The 14871-nt window shown below is 43.0% G+C and carries 16 protein-coding genes and 3 tRNA genes; 16 read left to right on the top strand and 3 right to left on the bottom strand.

Annotated elements, in window-relative coordinates; genetic code table 11:
* Positions 1-435 precede the first annotated feature (435 nt).
* Both ONT19_RS05050 and ONT19_RS05045 read right to left on the bottom strand, forming a co-directional pair.
* Complete coding sequence (locus ONT19_RS05050; protein ID WP_153084010.1) at positions 436-657, bottom strand: hypothetical protein; 222 nt, start codon at positions 655-657, stop codon at positions 436-438.
* A 155-nt stretch (positions 658-812) separates the two neighbouring features.
* Positions 813-1628, bottom strand: coding sequence for a helix-turn-helix domain-containing protein (locus tag ONT19_RS05045; protein ID WP_228113385.1), 816 nt, complete (start codon positions 1626-1628; stop codon positions 813-815).
* Between the two features lie 145 nt (positions 1629-1773).
* Here ONT19_RS05045 and ONT19_RS05040 point away from each other — a divergent pair, with 145 nt between their 5' ends.
* From ONT19_RS05040 to ONT19_RS05030, 3 genes are read left to right on the top strand one after another with little or no spacing between them, the layout of a single operon-like run.
* On the top strand, positions 1774-2421 hold the full coding sequence (locus tag ONT19_RS05040; protein WP_153084011.1) for a flavodoxin: 648 nt from the start codon (positions 1774-1776) through the stop codon (positions 2419-2421).
* A 42-nt stretch (positions 2422-2463) separates the two neighbouring features.
* Positions 2464-3309, top strand: coding sequence for an SDR family oxidoreductase (locus ONT19_RS05035; protein WP_153084012.1), 846 nt, complete (start codon positions 2464-2466; stop codon positions 3307-3309).
* A gap of 15 nt (positions 3310-3324) precedes the next feature.
* The gene (locus tag ONT19_RS05030; RefSeq protein ID WP_264953015.1) at positions 3325-4251 is read left to right on the top strand and encodes an aldo/keto reductase; all 927 of its coding nucleotides are present in this window, start codon (positions 3325-3327) and stop codon (positions 4249-4251) included.
* Between the two features lie 107 nt (positions 4252-4358).
* Here ONT19_RS05030 and ONT19_RS05025 read toward each other — a convergent pair whose 3' ends face one another.
* Positions 4359-5618, bottom strand: a complete 1260-nt coding sequence (locus ONT19_RS05025) for an AAA family ATPase (RefSeq protein ID WP_264953016.1) — start codon at positions 5616-5618, stop codon at positions 4359-4361.
* Between the two features lie 743 nt (positions 5619-6361).
* Between ONT19_RS05025 and ONT19_RS05020 the strand changes: the two genes are divergently transcribed.
* The 13 genes from ONT19_RS05020 to ONT19_RS04960 all read left to right on the top strand — a co-directional run bounded on the left by ONT19_RS05020 (position 6362) and on the right by ONT19_RS04960 (position 14871).
* Positions 6362-6586 (top strand): DUF3791 domain-containing protein, encoded by a 225-nt coding sequence (locus ONT19_RS05020; RefSeq protein ID WP_264953017.1) that lies wholly within the window; start codon positions 6362-6364, stop codon positions 6584-6586.
* Positions 6587-6743: 157 nt separating this feature from the next.
* Positions 6744-6971 (top strand): ABC transporter, encoded by a 228-nt coding sequence (locus tag ONT19_RS05015; protein ID WP_264953018.1) that lies wholly within the window; start codon positions 6744-6746, stop codon positions 6969-6971.
* Positions 6972-7937: 966 nt separating this feature from the next.
* Entirely contained in the window at positions 7938-8315 is a 378-nt protein-coding gene (locus ONT19_RS05010; RefSeq protein ID WP_264953019.1) for a single-stranded DNA-binding protein, read from the top strand.
* Between the two features lie 316 nt (positions 8316-8631).
* The gene (locus ONT19_RS05005) at positions 8632-9774 is read left to right on the top strand and encodes a metallophosphoesterase (protein ID WP_264953020.1); all 1143 of its coding nucleotides are present in this window, start codon (positions 8632-8634) and stop codon (positions 9772-9774) included.
* A 330-nt stretch (positions 9775-10104) separates the two neighbouring features.
* On the top strand, positions 10105-10455 hold the full coding sequence (locus ONT19_RS05000; protein WP_264953021.1) for a hypothetical protein: 351 nt from the start codon (positions 10105-10107) through the stop codon (positions 10453-10455).
* Between the two features lie 159 nt (positions 10456-10614).
* On the top strand, positions 10615-11367 hold the full coding sequence (locus tag ONT19_RS04995) for a ParA family protein (RefSeq protein WP_264953022.1): 753 nt from the start codon (positions 10615-10617) through the stop codon (positions 11365-11367).
* A gap of 5 nt (positions 11368-11372) precedes the next feature.
* Complete coding sequence (locus tag ONT19_RS04990; protein ID WP_264953023.1) at positions 11373-11717, top strand: hypothetical protein; 345 nt, start codon at positions 11373-11375, stop codon at positions 11715-11717.
* Positions 11718-11857: 140 nt separating this feature from the next.
* Entirely contained in the window at positions 11858-12364 is a 507-nt protein-coding gene (locus tag ONT19_RS04985; protein ID WP_264953024.1) for a hypothetical protein, read from the top strand.
* Between the two features lie 216 nt (positions 12365-12580).
* Positions 12581-13708: an AAA family ATPase gene (locus ONT19_RS04980; RefSeq protein ID WP_264953025.1), complete on the top strand. Its 1128-nt coding sequence runs from the start codon at positions 12581-12583 to the stop codon at positions 13706-13708.
* Between the two features lie 4 nt (positions 13709-13712).
* The gene (locus ONT19_RS04975; RefSeq protein ID WP_118312294.1) at positions 13713-14267 is read left to right on the top strand and encodes an RloB family protein; all 555 of its coding nucleotides are present in this window, start codon (positions 13713-13715) and stop codon (positions 14265-14267) included.
* Positions 14268-14612: 345 nt separating this feature from the next.
* A tRNA-Ser gene (locus ONT19_RS04970) sits at positions 14613-14697 on the top strand.
* Positions 14698-14703: 6 nt separating this feature from the next.
* Positions 14704-14778, top strand: a tRNA-Arg gene (locus tag ONT19_RS04965).
* Between the two features lie 7 nt (positions 14779-14785).
* Positions 14786-14871 (top strand) — tRNA-Ser (locus ONT19_RS04960).

The following is a 14871-nucleotide window of genomic DNA, read 5'->3' as shown; positions in this document are numbered from 1 at the left end:
AATCTATTGTCATATAGCTATTTAGTATGTATATTTCGTGTGTAAAGTGAAGTCTGTATGTTGGGTTACGAATGGAATATATATTTACTTTTTAAATCATAGCGCTCGCTTTTTATGCATTCTCCCAATACCTGTTTTCAGCGATGAAAAACGGAAAAATTAGAGTTTCCTGATTACATAAACCCCTTTTTAGCCCATGAATAGCCGATTTTGCCCTTTAATTCATGCCCTCATTGAGCAGCTGAAGGAGGAATATCCATTAGCCACGATTCATGGTCATAATGAATTTGCCAACAAAGCCTGTCCCTGCTTTAATGTGAAATCTTTAAAAAGATTATTCCACAGTTGCTTTTTTCGATAATTTTAATCGCACCACTTCATGTATCTTCATGTTGCAATTTATTCAGATATAAATGTAATCCTTACTTCTATCAATTATTTGTCCGGCTCCAATTCCTCTATTGCGCAAATGGCTTGTAGCTCGACCTTTTTAATGTGAGGATAAGTCTTCTTATAATTATCTGTCACATCTTTAAAGATACTCTCACCGTCACTAAAGAATGTAGCCAAGACAACTTCTCTATAATCTTCGAAAGGCAACAAATGCCAAACTTCAGAATTATCAGCATTTTGTTGGATGTTAAGAACTTCCTCCATACGTATATTTCCTTCACTGTCAGTTATGGTAAGTCATCAGAAGAAGTTGCGGATACTTTACCTTTAGCTCCATTAACATTCACCTTGCTGCCACTAGGCAAGGACAATACGATAACATATGTGCTAAATAAACAGCAAACAAATAAGATCTCGTATTATTTCGGTTGAAGACTCTGCCGGTATTCGCTGGGGGACTGGCCAAGATGCTTGGTGCAGTAGCGGCTGAAGTAAGAGAGTGACGTGAAGTTCATCAGGTCGGCTATTTGGGTGAGGGACAGGCGTTCATCATTCAGATAGTCTTTCAATATAGGTATGGTGTGTCGGTCGATGTATGAGGTGACACTGTGTCCTGTCACGCGTTTGATGGTGGCGGAGAGATACTTTGGCGATACGTTTAGTCGCTCTGCATAGTAGTTCACATTACGTTCCGTTCGGCTAATGCCGGTAGAAAGTAGTGTCATCAGCTGTTTAACGATATAAGCTGTGCGGTCGGTATGGGGAACTGTGGATTCTTGTTGGGCATGGGCTTCGAATATGTCGTACATCATCGTCAGGCAGAGACTGCCCATCAGTTCGCGATAGAACTGTACATGGCTGTCGTCCTTGCGGTCACGAAGACGATGGAAGTCATCAAGCAGATGTCGTGCTTGTTCATTTGTCAGTTTGATAACGGGGTCTTGGTTCAGCGAGATACTGCCACCGATGCTGTAGTTGTTCGACGGCAGCAGGTTCTGAAGAAACTTATAATCAGCAGCAAACCATTCTACCTGCAAGTCATCATGTGCCGCCAGATTGCTGATACGGTCAGGCATCGGTATCACCACCATGTCGTTTTTGATAATGTGGTAGCAATGCTCGTTGAACACAAAACTTGCCTCACCTGCCAAGCAAAGCAGGTGCATGCAGGTGTGGCTCAACTCACGGGAATTCATCCCGTAGAAGTCTGTAGAATATTGAAAATCTGTACTCATATCTTGCTATTTTCTGCAAAAATACACTTTATTTTATAAATAAACGAACAATTTGTGCAAAAAGTGAAAATTGTGACGCAATTTATGAAAGTAAAGTACCTGAAAAACGTCGTAACTTTGTACCGTGAAATTTAAAAACGATAATATGGGTAAATCATTGAAACTGATACTTGCATCAGCTCTGTGTATGCTGGTTTCCACTGCATGCGGTGGAAACAGCAAGAAAGAGATTGCTGCGAATGAACAAACAACGACAAACGGGAAAACAGTTATGGCAAAAGACGGAAAGGCAATTGTAGTGTTCTTCTCGCATGCGGGAGACAACTACGCAGTAGGAAACATTGAGGTAGGTAACACGAAGATTGTGGCAGACTACATCACAGAAGTGACAGGTGCAGAGCAGTTTGAAATCGTTACCCACAAGTACGACGGCATGGCTTATACACCACTCATCAATCTGGCAAAGGAAGAAGTTAAAAACGGTGAGTTGCCTGAATATGAAGGCGACATCGACCTAAATAAATACGACACTGTGTTTATCGGTGGCCCCGTATGGTGGGGCACTTATCCTCAAGTAATGTTTACCTTCTTCAAGAAGCATGTTAATGACCTGAAGGGCAAGACCGTCATTCCTTTTACCACTCATGAAGGTTCTGGATTGGCCAACTGTGTAGAGGATGTGAAGGATGCATTCCCTGGTGCAGATGTTACAAAGGGATTCAGCATCTATGGCCACGAAGTGCGTACGGAAAAGAAAAAGGTCGAGAAGTGGTTGAATGGTTTAGGATATTAACGACAAAGATTCACGATTAAAAGAATAAAAGGAGAACAAATTATGATTTTCGACAGAAACGAACAGAAACAGGTAGTGGCACTATTGGGTGCCGGTAGTATGGGAACAGCCATTGTGCGCCGTATTGGTGCCGGTAAGAAGATTCTGTTGGGCGACATCAGCGAGAAGGCATTGGAACGTGTCGGTGACGATTTCCGCCGCTGTGGCTATGATGTAGAGACTTTGCAGGTAAATGCTTTGCAGAAGGAAAGCGTGGAGGCATTAGCAAGGAAGGCAGCAGAACTGGGCCCCGTGATGTACTTCATTGATACAGCAGGTGCATCGCCCAATCAGGCCAATCCTGAACACATCGTTAACCTCGATATGCTGGGCACTGGCTATGCCGTAGATGCCTTCGGAGAGGTAATGGCCGAGGGTGGTGCAGGACTAATCATTTCGAGTCAGGCAGCCTATATGTACCCCATCCCCAACGACATTGAACTGCAACTGGTGAACACTCCGACCGCTCAGCTGAAGGACGTGAAGTTCGTTCAGGAGGTGGCCATGCAGAACTCAGGCTTTGCCTACATGATTGCCAAGCGCATGAACCATCTGCAGGCACAACGCGCCGCAGCTACAAGTTGGAAGAAACGTCGTGCCCGTATCAACACCATCAGCCCTGGTGTCATCGTTACCCCGCTGGCTTACGATGAGTTCAATGCCAATGGTGAGGGCTATCAGCGCATGATTGATGCCTCTGCCGCCCAGCGCACAGGCACCAGCGACGAGATTGCCGAGGCAGCAGCCTTCCTGCTGGGAGAGCATGCCAAGTTTATTACAGGTACCGACCTGCTCATCGACGGTGGTGTCATCGCTGCTATCCGCATGGGTGAATATCAATTAGGATAAAGAACAAAGACAACAATGAAAAAGCTAATATTTAGTTTAATCGCATTGATGACAGCAATGGTTATGAACGGACAAGTGAAGCAGACGTATCTGACGTTGAACAATGGAATACAGATGCCACAATTCGGACTCGGAGTGTATAGCATTCCCGACGGTGACGAGACCTACAATTCTGTGATGACAGCGTTGAAGTGCGGCTACCGCCATATCGACACGGCACATGCCTATCAGAACGAACGTAGTTTGGGACGCGCTGTGAAGGACAGCGGCATTGACCGCTCCGAGATTTGGATTACAAGCAAGCTGTGGCCTAATGAGTACGGTGAGGGTAAGACACTGAAGGCCATCGACCGCATGTGCGGACGCTTGGGTGTTGACTATATTGACCTCGTGTATTTCCATCAGCCTGTTGGCGACTTCGTTGGAGGCTGGAAAGAAATGGAAAAGGCGCTAGAAAGCGGAAAGGTTCGTGCCATCGGCATTTCGAATTTCGACGTGAACGACAGCATCTGGAACTCCATCGTCGAGAACTGCCGTATCGTGCCGCAGATTGTACAGATTGAATGTCATCCCTATGCTCAGCGCGAGCACTGGCAGAAGATGGCTGCCAAGCACAACATCCAGATAGAGTGCTGGTTCCCACTGGGCGGACGTGAATCAAAGGGTGAACTGTTGCGCGACCCCGTCATCTGCGAGATTGCCAAGGCTCATGGCAAGAGTCCCGCACAGATCATCATTCGGTGGCACATGCAGATGGGCTTCTCGGTCATCCCTGGTGCCTCGAATCCTGACTATATCCAAGAAAACATCGAGACCTTCGACTTCGCCCTTTCCAACCACGAGATGGAGCGCATCCACCAGTTGAACAAGGAGAAACGCTACTTCAATATGTCGTATGAAGACCAGGTGAAATGGTTCTCACAATTCAATCCAACTGACTAATAAATCAGACGACAAAATACGTTGGAATCATTAAGAAAGGATAAACGAATCCGTAATTTGGGTATAACCAGATTGCGGATTTCTTTGTAATCTATAGCAGTCTGTATTTACCACTTCATGGCATCCTTAGGAAGCAACGGAATGGCTCCGTAGCGTCCTAATAGATATCCCTTGCGGACATCTTCACGAGGCTTGAATTCTGCCAAGGATGTAAGATGAGATGCTCCATCCTTTCCCTTCTCGACAAACCATACTTCGTCAGCTCTGATAAGGTCGAGGTTGAGCAGGTTACATTCATGGGTGGAGAAGATGAACTGAGTGTCTCTTCCTGACTCCAGTCCTGAGAAATAGCACTCTAAGATTTTCTGCGAGAGCATAGGGTGCATACTGCGGTCAATCTCATCGATGAGATAATCAACTTCATTTTGCTTCAAATCGATGAGCATTGGGATGAAGTCGAGCAATCGGATGCAGCCATCTGATTCTTCGCTCAGATCAAAAACAACCTCGGTGCCGGAAGTAAGATTCCGGTGAACAGCCTTCTGCTTGTAAATCTCATATCCTCCGTTGGCATTTACCTCGAAAAGAAGCATTTCGCCTCCAACTGTGGCAGCCATGCTGTACGCCTTGCCGTTCTTTGCCTTGCTGAGTATGTTGTCAAGTAAATCGGAAGATAAGTTCACATCCTCTTTCTTGATTTTGTACAGGCGCACGTCTGAAATGCCCGTGTTGAAGTAGGCAAGAAGCGAGCGAGTCGTTTCCTGCAGCTCGTCATTGTTTTCAGTAAGGAAAGAAATTCCCTGCAGGCGTGTGCTTGGGAAGATGATCTTCAATCCGTCTGCAAACCAGTTCTTGGCCATGCGTATGGTTTCAAGTCCCTTGCCGTTTCTGCGTACATACTCTGAAAGGAAGCTGGAATCAGAAGGTGTACTGTGGGCGATGAACTTCAGAAGCATGGATGTTTCTTCATTTCCATCCACCTTGCCAAACGTGAACTCGTTGCCATCTGCAGTAACCTTTCTTGTGAAAACTTCCTTGTCGGTACGGCTGTTGATTTCAAACAGCCATTCCTCCTTGATTCCTCCGACGGTGAACTCCATGCCATAGGCAAAGCACTTACCCTTGGTCTTGAACTCGATTTCTACCTTAGAGTTTTTCTCTTCGGTATCAGCAAGCTTGAAAGGTTCCACCTTGCTTTGCGGAAAGCTTCCATTGGCAATCTGCTGGAGCAGTGCAATGGCCTTGATAACGTTACTCTTTCCGGAAGCATTGGCTCCATAAACGATACCAGCCTTCAGAACAGAAATGTCATCACGCTTCTCTGCACGGGAAACGTGAGACGGATGGGCATTGCTCTTACCAGCCACAAAGCTGATTTGAGTCTCACCCTTGATGGAATATATATTTTCAATGTAGCTCTAAGTATCATAACAATGTCATTTTCTTATTAATACAGATGCAAAGATAAGCTTTTTCTTCGAAAAATGTGTTTGTTAATGTCGAATACTTGCAAGAGTATTGCGTGTTTAACACACGTTAGTATGCTTGTGGCTAAGTCTCTTATGTAATCGTTATGATTATGTTCTGGTGTTGTACTATAATAAATGTAAATAAACCTTGCAGATAAAAAGAGTTAGGTTGCTAGTTAAAAAAGGATAAATATAGGCGAGCATTTCAACCACGTGGTTGAAATGCTTAATTTTGTATTTGCTTGTGATTCTTTAAATTATGACTTTAGAGAATTGCCAAAATGGGCAACTTGTAGAAAAATTTGGATAGTTCAAACTGGAGGAAGCTATAGTGTTAAACATACCTCGTTGTTTAATAATTTCGATTTTAATGTCGATATGGATCTTACTTCATCTCTTTGGATCTGCATTTCCATAAAGCCATAGGGTGACTTGTTATTCGTTAAACGATTGAACTTTCATTAAATAGTAGAATATGTGTCAATGTTTAATCAAGTTCAATGTAAAATGGCTACGATTCAGACACTTATCGGTATTCTGGTGTGACATTTTTTCTTTTTATAAAAGAAAGTGCCGGAAAAAGTTGGTGATTTCGAAATATTTCATTATATTTGTAATTAAAAATTTTATAAGCGGAGAATATGGATTTGACTCATAATATAATTGAATACGTGAACTGCTGCGTTGGTGCTTTTGCGAATCGTTTTAAGCTTTCATTGGCAGATTCGTACGCCTATTTGCGTAGATTTGAAGGAATAGACTTCCTTATTGATTGCTATGCAGCTGAGCATACTCTTTCTATAGAGGATGCGGTGGAGGATATTGCCATATTGTGCCAAAAGAATGGAGGACGAATAGGTTGCTAAAATTATGTCATGGTAGCAATGTCGTGATAGATAAAATAGATTTATGAATGAAGATATTCAGTTTCAGATAGAATGCCTCTCTACAGAATTGGTTGAGATGCTGATGCAGAAGGTAAAATAATGGTAATTTTAGGAAGTAATTTGAAATTCAGAGAATATGGCAATCAAGGAAAAGAATGGAAATACGTTCCCTCATGAGCTATTCAAGGTTGGTGACTTAGTCACATTTCAATGGGATGATACGTTGAAGGAAGGCATTGTCTTAGTTGTAGATGCTTATGGGGCATTTGAATCTCCCAATATTCCTTCTTATGATATTATGGTAGAGAATGAGAATATGTTGTATAAGCATGTAAAATGCGATTTGGTAAAATCGAAAATCTAAAGATAATGTGTCGATAAGTCGTGGAAATCTATTGAAATACGATAGATTTCCACGGCTTATCGGTATGTTTTTTCAAATTCCATCCTAATATGGATGAGTTTCCCTCTCCATTTTGTATAACTATTCTTGCATTTCAGCAAGGAAAAATAGATTCTCCCAAAATCCTTAACTATATGTTAATAAACAAGTTTATTTCGGCATATATACATATATGGTTTTCTTAAACTTGTAAACTATCTGGTTTGAGTGGTTAGAAATCGGTAGAGGTTTACTATTTGAGTTTGAAAGTACATGTATAATACATGGGTAAACTTAAACCTTAAACTTGTATGCTGTATGCGCCGTAAGCTTTGCCTTGGCAGCTGCTCTTTAGCTGGTTCAAGGCTTTACCTTCTTCTCCTTGCTGAAATTTCGACGTTCTTCTCTTCAACTTCGCTTGTTGCCAGGAGATTTGGTTGAACTTGCCTCTTGTGTCAGGCATCATGCTTCTCTGATCAGCTTCCCTCTACATGCTGATGCTTACCCTTGGCAGTCATAGGCCTGATTGTTCTGTCCTTGGCTTAACCTTATTCATGTTCATGATGAAGTTTGAGTTTTCCTGCCAATCTCTTGAACTTATAAGCCATCTTGCGCAACCAGTTTGCTTGAACAACATTGAGGAGGAGGTTGCTTTCCTTTACCCAACCAACTGCAGATATTTTCTACTCATCCTTTTCATTCATATTTTTGGACGAAGCATCCACACTTACTTTTTCCGCTGCAAAGTTAGTGCAAGCCACATTTCTGCAAGTACCAGGTGCCTTATTCTCTGAATTTTTTCAAAAACTTTTCCGTCTGCTGCTCATCCAAAAAACTTTTCCTGCCCAAGGGTGAAATAATTCGATAATTCCTTGCTTCCTATGCTTCCCTTGCCAACTCTGATAGCACCGTAAAAAATAAATGTTTCACTTCTAAAAATATTGAATTATGAAAAAGATGGAAAATTCTTTCGCAGTAACTGGTTTCGTAGGTAAGGATGCAAGCATCCATCAGTTTACAACCGCAAGTGTAGCTCGCTTCTCACTGGCCATCAGCCGCAATGAGAAGAATGGCGATGAAAACTCTCGCATTTCCGCCTTCATGAATGTAGAGGCTTGGCGCAAGAACGAGAACACCTCTTCATTCGACCGCCTGGTCAAGGGAGCACTCCTCACAGTAGAGGGCTACTTCAAGCCAGAGGAATGGCAGGATGCCGAGGGAGTCAAGCACAACCGAGTGATTCTCGTAGCCACCAAGTTCTACGAAGCTGTAGAGAAGGAGAACGCTCCTGATTCTCAGCAGGGCAAGCCCCAGAAGGATAAGTAAATCCTTCTCTCCTCATAAAAGAGCGGCCTTCGGGTCGCTTTTTTGTGCTAATACTTCTATGTTATTTTAATCATTCTGCTTCATTTTAATACCCTATTAAAACGATGCAAAATTATAAAAAATGAACTGATAAAACCAAAGGTTTTTCGCTTTATAGTACCTTTCGCTCAGAAGAAAGGTTAAACAATGTGCAAAAACCAGATATTCTTTGAGATAAACATGGTTATTTCCAAATAAAAGAGTATTTTTGCACTTTACATAAATATACGTAAAATATAAGGATAGAGCCGTGATGCGGCTTAGCAATATAGTAATAATGAAATATATTTGGTTGATTATCTTTCTGATATTGCCGATAGTCGGTGTTCTTTATACCGCTTGGCGAATGTGGCATTTACTGCCTTTTTCCATTGCCATGAAATGGGTGGCAGTGGGAGTTTTAGTTATGTGGTTCAGTACCATATTCATCGCCTTTTCGGGAGCGTTAGAGAAAATGCCACTTTTTGCTGCAACTGCAGTTTATGAAGTGGGCTTTTCCTTTATCTTCATCCTGTTGTATCTGGTGATGCTGTTTCTCGTGCTCGACGTTGGCCGCCTTGTTCATATTGTGCCAAAAGCATGGCTTTTCGACAATGGTCATACATCCATCGGCATTTTTGCCGTCATGCTGCTGCTTTTCGGCTATGGCAACATACACTATAATAATAAGGTGAGAGAACAGATTGATATCAAGACCAATAAGGCTATCTGCTCAGATAAGAAGCGTACTAAGATAGTGCTCCTTAGCGATCTTCATCTTGGTTATCACAACCGCCGTTCTGACTTCAAGAAATGGGTGGACATGATCAATGCTGAGCAGCCCGACCTCATATTGATAGCTGGAGACATCATAGACAACAGCGTCCGTCCTTTGATGGAAGAGAACGTAGCTGAAGAGTTTCATCGACTGAAAGCCCCTGTCTATGCTTGTCTTGGCAACCATGAGTATTACAGCAACCAACCAAAGGCAAGGCGATTTTATCGTGAAGCAGGCATTACGTTGCTGCAGGATAGCGTGGCAAAGATAGGCAATCTGTGCATCATCGGCAGGGACGACCGCACGAATATGCAGCGCAAATCCCTAGCGATGATTATGGAAGAGGCAAGAAAGAAGGGCTTCATTTCTGACTTGCATCATGGAAAATATTCGAATGAGTTTCTCGTTCTTCTCGACCACCAGCCTTATCATTTGGAAGAAGCTGAACATGACGGCATTGACTTCCAGTTTAGTGGTCACACCCATCACGGACAGGTTTGGCCTGTCTCCTGGGTTACCGATGCATTATACGAGAAAGCCTATGGCTCACTTCAAAAGGGCAATACCCGATACTACATCAGTTCTGGCATGGGAATCTGGGGTGGAAAATTCCGCATAGGCACTCAGTCGGAGTATGTAGTGCTGACGATTGAACATAAGTAAAATATAAGATCTGTGTATTTATTAAGAGCGGCCTTCGGGTCGCTTTTTTTATGCCTATACTTTTCCTTGCTGAAAAGATTGTCCTGTTATAGGAGGATTTCATTCATCGACTTCTGGGAATCGGTAAGAATTCTGTTGCGAAGGTAACGGTTCTGTCTTATCTTTACAAGGTCAGGGCGCTGCTTTGCTGAAAAATCTCCACACCTATCGGGTAGTATTTTGCAGACAAAACCTTGTATAGATAGCCATAACACCTTCTGAATGCAACATAATTTTTAACCATCCCCGAAGTAGTTGATCTACGAAAGGGAGATAAAATCAGATGGCATTATGACAACAATGAAATCAATTCTCAGCCGACTTACCCAGGCGGTGAGCGGCACAGACAAGGAACTCTTCAGTGAGCAGGAATTGAACCAGTTTGCTTCATTCTATCTTGACAAGTGGGATGAAAACACAAGCGAGGACGTGGTGGCAGAGTCTTTCGTGGACTATTGGTGGAACACCGACAGGGCTTGCAGACGATGCTCGGAATGTGGCAAGCTGATGCATGAGGGTTATTGCGCAGACATGGGAGTAGCCTATTATTGCAGCAAAGACTGTCTGCATAGCGACTTCACAGATGAGGAATGGGCAGAGGAATGTGAATCCAACGACCAGAGTTATTATACAGAATGGTAATCCTGACGTTTCCCCTGACACTTTGGGTTGTTAGGGGAAGCGTGAAGGAACTCTCGCCAGATACCCGTACCTTTGTACACGTTAATACATGTAGCCACGTACACGTGGAGCCATGTACACATGAATACGTTAATACATATATACAAAAGATTTTATATTATGTCATTGAAAATCATTACATTCGCCAATCATAAAGGTGGTGTTTCGAAGACCACCTCTACAGCCTCCATCGGGGCTTGCATGGCACGTATGGGCAAGAAAGTCCTACTCATAGACCTTGACGGTCAGGCAAATCTTACCCTGTATTTTATCCCGAATGAAGATGAGGTGCAGGCAAGCATCTTTGACTCTCTGGTTGATGGCGCACCCCTGCCAGTGAAGCACATCAGGGAGAACCTCGACCTCGTTCCTTCCTCTCTCGAAATGGCAAGCGCAGAGATTGCCCTCACCAATCTCCTGGCAAGAGAACAACTGCTGAGCCGACTGCTCGAACCCGTGAAGCAGAACTATGACTACATTCTCATAGACTGTCCTCCATCTTTGGGAATCGTCACCACAAACGCTTTCCTCGCAGCTGATGAAATCATCGTTCCGATGACTCCAGAGCTTCTTCCTCTGAAAGGAATGAGAATGCTCGATTCCTTTGTCTCGACGTTGCAGCGAGTGAAGCCGAACCTCAGACTGGGAGGAGTCTTTATTGCCAGATTCAACCATCGCAAGTTGAACAAGGTGGTTGAGCAAGCCGTGAAGTCCCGTTATGAGACTATTACCATGCAGACTCGCATCCGTGAAAACATCGCCCTGGCAGAATCGGCAGGCAGCGGTCAGAGCATCTTTGAATACGACCCTCAGTCGAACGGAGCGAAGGACTATCAGGCATTGACAGAAGAAATTATCTCACGTAATCATTAAAGACTATGGCAAAGAAGAATATGGACATTCTGCTTGGCAACATTCTCGGTAAGGCTGCCATTCATCCGCAGGACAGATTTGACAAGTCTCCTGGGTGTTCTCAGGAGAAGCAGAACCCTGCTCCAAGCCCTCAGACAGAGAGCGATTCGCCCAATGATGAACCATGGCGACATTTCTCCTTTATCTGCTCAAAGGAACTCGTTGACAAGGTTCAGACCATCGCCCGAAAGGAAGGTTTCACCATCCGCTCGTTCATGGAATACGTCATGAAACAAGGCGTTGAAGCGTATGAGTCGAAATATGGTAAGGTCAAGAAAATCAGAACTAAAACCATTAGGGAAGTCATGTAGAAAATGTGGATGTGTAGCCATGTACACATGAATACATTGATACACGTACACGTTGATACATATAGACATATAGACGTTGATACATGTCCACATGTGGATATGAATACAATGAAATTAAATAACATCAAAAACGAAAAGTCATGAAAATGAAAAAGTATCTTTCAATCGCCATCCTTCTGATGATGATGGCTTCACCAGTAGTATTCACCTCTTGCGACAATGATGACCCGATGGAGGAGGTCGAGAGTCCGGAAACAAAACTGGACGTTTGGACAGAGCCTTACCATATCATGGGTGCAAATGTGGATGAGGCCAAGAGCTATATGGCTCAATCCATGAAGCGTTACCGCCAGGTAGCTGAGACTTCCGGCGACAACATCCAGTTGACCTTTATGACTGGGCAGGGTAGTGAAGGCGTTCTTTACAGTTTCTCCCGTCTTAACGGTTCTCTTTATTCTGTCATTGATACGGAGCGAAGTGTGAACCGTGGGCTTGTCATTGACTATCTGATGAAGTACTACACGCTTGTTTCTGCCGATGAAGCCAGCCTGCAGTACTGCTTCACCAACCAGGACAAATCCATGGTTATTACAACCATGAAGATTTCAGATTCCTATTTCAATGTGAACTATTCATTGGTTTATTGATAGAGAAAAATAATATTGCCACCATCAGAACTTCGTGCTCTGGTGGTGGTAGTTTTAGATGTCTGTGCGTGCTTGAAGGGGCATCCAGCTCTTTGTTGTGCTAAATAATAATAAAAATAACGTCTGATGAATATAAAAACAAGTTTTATTTCTTATATTTGCAATCAAATTACAAATATCGAGGTTAAAATGGTTTTAGAGATACGTATAAGCAATATGTTCTCGTTTCGTGACGAGGTGACTTTGGACTTGCAGGCTGCCAAGATTCAGACAAAGAAGGCAAGGGTGCTTGAAGGTAATCTGTTTTCTGTGGATGGAGAACAGATGTTGAAGAGCGTTGCCTTATTTGGAGCCAACGCTTCGGGTAAAAGCAATGTGATTAAAGCCATCAGAGCTTGTGTGAACATGGTTCGTTCATCACATAACTATAATGTTGACACCAGGTTTGCCATTTCACCTTTCAAGTTTGAGGATTATGCCAACAAGCCAAGCTCTTTCTACATCCGTTTCCTGCTGAATGGAGTAGAGTATGAGTATTCCTTCTCCTTTATGCATGATGAAATCATCACCGAGACTTTGTACTATTATCCGAATGGTCGCAAGTCGCTGGTATTCAGCCGTGATGAAAGCAGAGGAACAGAGAAGAAAGACATCTATGAGTTTAAGACTGTCATCAAGCGTCCTTTCGATGTAGCTGACAATACATCGAAGAAGACACTCTATATTTCTCGTGCCAGTCAGATGGACAGGGAAATAGCCCAAAAGATTTTCCTGTTCTTCTGTAATGACATCGTGCTTGATTATCAGGTGGCTAACATTGATTCTCTGGATAATTTGTTCAAGGAACGAAAGGAGAAGATGCTGGAGGTGTTGAGAACGGCAGATAGCGACATCATTGACTTCAAGATTCAGAACAATGCCATCACGACGTTTCATCGTACCAACCCTTCCGTTGCGTTTGATTTCGAGACGGAAGAGTCGGAGGGAACCAAGACATTGTTCCGAATGATGGTGAGGATGATTGGTATTATCCATGAAGGAAAGATGCTCCTTGTCGATGAGATAGATAACAGTCTCCATACCCAGCTGGTGGAATTTGTGATAGGTATGTTCAATCATAGCGACCATGCCCAGCTCATCTACACCACTCATAACACCCATTTGCTGAACACCGATTTCCAGCGAAGGGATCAGGTGTATTTCGTGAACAAGCGAGAGGATGGAAGCAGTGATTTGTATTCTCTGTTTGATTTCAAGGATTTCCGGGACACGCTGGATATGGAGAAGGCTTATCTGCAGGGACGCTTTGATGCTATTCCTTATATTTCGACTCTAACACTTTAGGATTATGGCAAGAGTACAAAGAACTTCTAAAGGGAAGACAATGAAGCCCAACTATTTCGTTTTTTGTGAGGGTGAAACAGAGGTCGCTTATGTTGAAATGCTGAGAGCGCATTATCGTCTTCCTATTCATATCATACCTAAGCGTACATTGCTTAATGTTACACCTGCTCTGATAAGTAGGTGCAAGGCTAATTATGTGGAGACAAAGCATGATATGACATTCTTGATGTATGATTTGGATGTGCCTTCTGTTCTTAGCAGATTACAGAAGATACCTGGGGCTATACTGCTTTGCTCCAATCCTTGTGTTGAATTATGGTTGCTGTTACATTATACAGACCAACGTGCTGAAATCGGAAGTGCCGATTGCGTATCTAAGTTGTCTGGATATATTAAGCAATACAAGAAAGGCAAGTTATCCATTGAGGATAAATTAAGTTTGATGGACAATGTTACGATTGCCAGTAAAAGGGCAAAAAAGTTGTCCCCATATAAGAATCCTTCAACTACAATTTATGAGTTGATAGAAGAACTTGATAAGTTGAAGGGTAAAAATTAAAGGTTAGAGTCGGCTTTGTTTATATATAAAGCCGACTTTAATCTATTTAGATATTCGTCTATTTTTCTTCCGTACATTCCGCACACAGTGTATTCGCAATTGGAATTAGTTATGGATTTCCCCCATTCCATATATTATTTCATTGTATTCATGTGGACGTGAATACATGTATATATGTATAGGTGTGTACATGAATACACATTCAAAAGCCGTAAAATGCCGAAAAAGAGACTCTTTAAAGCCTTTTTTCTGGAAAAATGCCCCAAAAACAACTTTTTTGAAACTTTTTTCTTGCTACGAAAAAAGACTTCACTTTCCCTTTCTACCTTTGCATCGTCAAAACAAGGAAGTATGGGTGAGCGGCTTAAACCAGCACACTGCTAACGTGCCGAACCGAAAGGTTCCGAAGGTTCGAATCCTTCTGCTTCCGCACATTGGCTCGTTAGCTCAGTTGGATCAGAGCACGACGCTACGAACGTCGGTGTCGGGAGTTCGAGTCTCTCACGAGTCACAATATTGGAGGTTTGGCAGAGTTGGTCTATTGCACCGGTCTTGAAAACCGGCAGGCGGCAACGTCTCAAAGGTTCGAATCCTTTAGCCTCCG

It is taken from the genome of Segatella copri, assembly GCF_026015625.1.
Classification (GTDB): domain Bacteria; phylum Bacteroidota; class Bacteroidia; order Bacteroidales; family Bacteroidaceae; genus Prevotella; species Prevotella copri_H.
Note: the sequence above shows the minus strand (reverse complement) of the source record. Positions and strands in the feature narration are given on the sequence as shown.

Excerpts from the sequence above, each read along its gene's own strand:
- ONT19_RS05050 (WP_153084010.1), bottom strand. The coding sequence starts at position 657 with ATGGAGGAAGTTCTTAACATCCAACAAAATGCTGATAATTCTGAAGTT.
- ONT19_RS05045 (WP_228113385.1), bottom strand. The coding sequence starts at position 1,628 with ATGAGTACAGATTTTCAATATTCTACAGACTTCTACGGGATGAATTCC.
- ONT19_RS05040 (WP_153084011.1), top strand. The coding sequence starts at position 1,774 with ATGGGTAAATCATTGAAACTGATACTTGCATCAGCTCTGTGTATGCTG.
- ONT19_RS05035 (WP_153084012.1), top strand. The coding sequence starts at position 2,464 with ATGATTTTCGACAGAAACGAACAGAAACAGGTAGTGGCACTATTGGGT.
- ONT19_RS05030 (WP_264953015.1), top strand. The coding sequence starts at position 3,325 with ATGAAAAAGCTAATATTTAGTTTAATCGCATTGATGACAGCAATGGTT.
- ONT19_RS05020 (WP_264953017.1), top strand. The coding sequence starts at position 6,362 with ATGGATTTGACTCATAATATAATTGAATACGTGAACTGCTGCGTTGGT.
- ONT19_RS05015 (WP_264953018.1), top strand. The coding sequence starts at position 6,744 with ATGGCAATCAAGGAAAAGAATGGAAATACGTTCCCTCATGAGCTATTC.
- ONT19_RS05010 (WP_264953019.1), top strand. The coding sequence starts at position 7,938 with ATGAAAAAGATGGAAAATTCTTTCGCAGTAACTGGTTTCGTAGGTAAG.
- ONT19_RS05005 (WP_264953020.1), top strand. The coding sequence starts at position 8,632 with ATGAAATATATTTGGTTGATTATCTTTCTGATATTGCCGATAGTCGGT.
- ONT19_RS05000 (WP_264953021.1), top strand. The coding sequence starts at position 10,105 with ATGACAACAATGAAATCAATTCTCAGCCGACTTACCCAGGCGGTGAGC.
- ONT19_RS04995 (WP_264953022.1), top strand. The coding sequence starts at position 10,615 with ATGTCATTGAAAATCATTACATTCGCCAATCATAAAGGTGGTGTTTCG.
- ONT19_RS04990 (WP_264953023.1), top strand. The coding sequence starts at position 11,373 with ATGGCAAAGAAGAATATGGACATTCTGCTTGGCAACATTCTCGGTAAG.
- ONT19_RS04985 (WP_264953024.1), top strand. The coding sequence starts at position 11,858 with ATGAAAATGAAAAAGTATCTTTCAATCGCCATCCTTCTGATGATGATG.
- ONT19_RS04980 (WP_264953025.1), top strand. The coding sequence starts at position 12,581 with ATGTTCTCGTTTCGTGACGAGGTGACTTTGGACTTGCAGGCTGCCAAG.
- ONT19_RS04975 (WP_118312294.1), top strand. The coding sequence starts at position 13,713 with ATGGCAAGAGTACAAAGAACTTCTAAAGGGAAGACAATGAAGCCCAAC.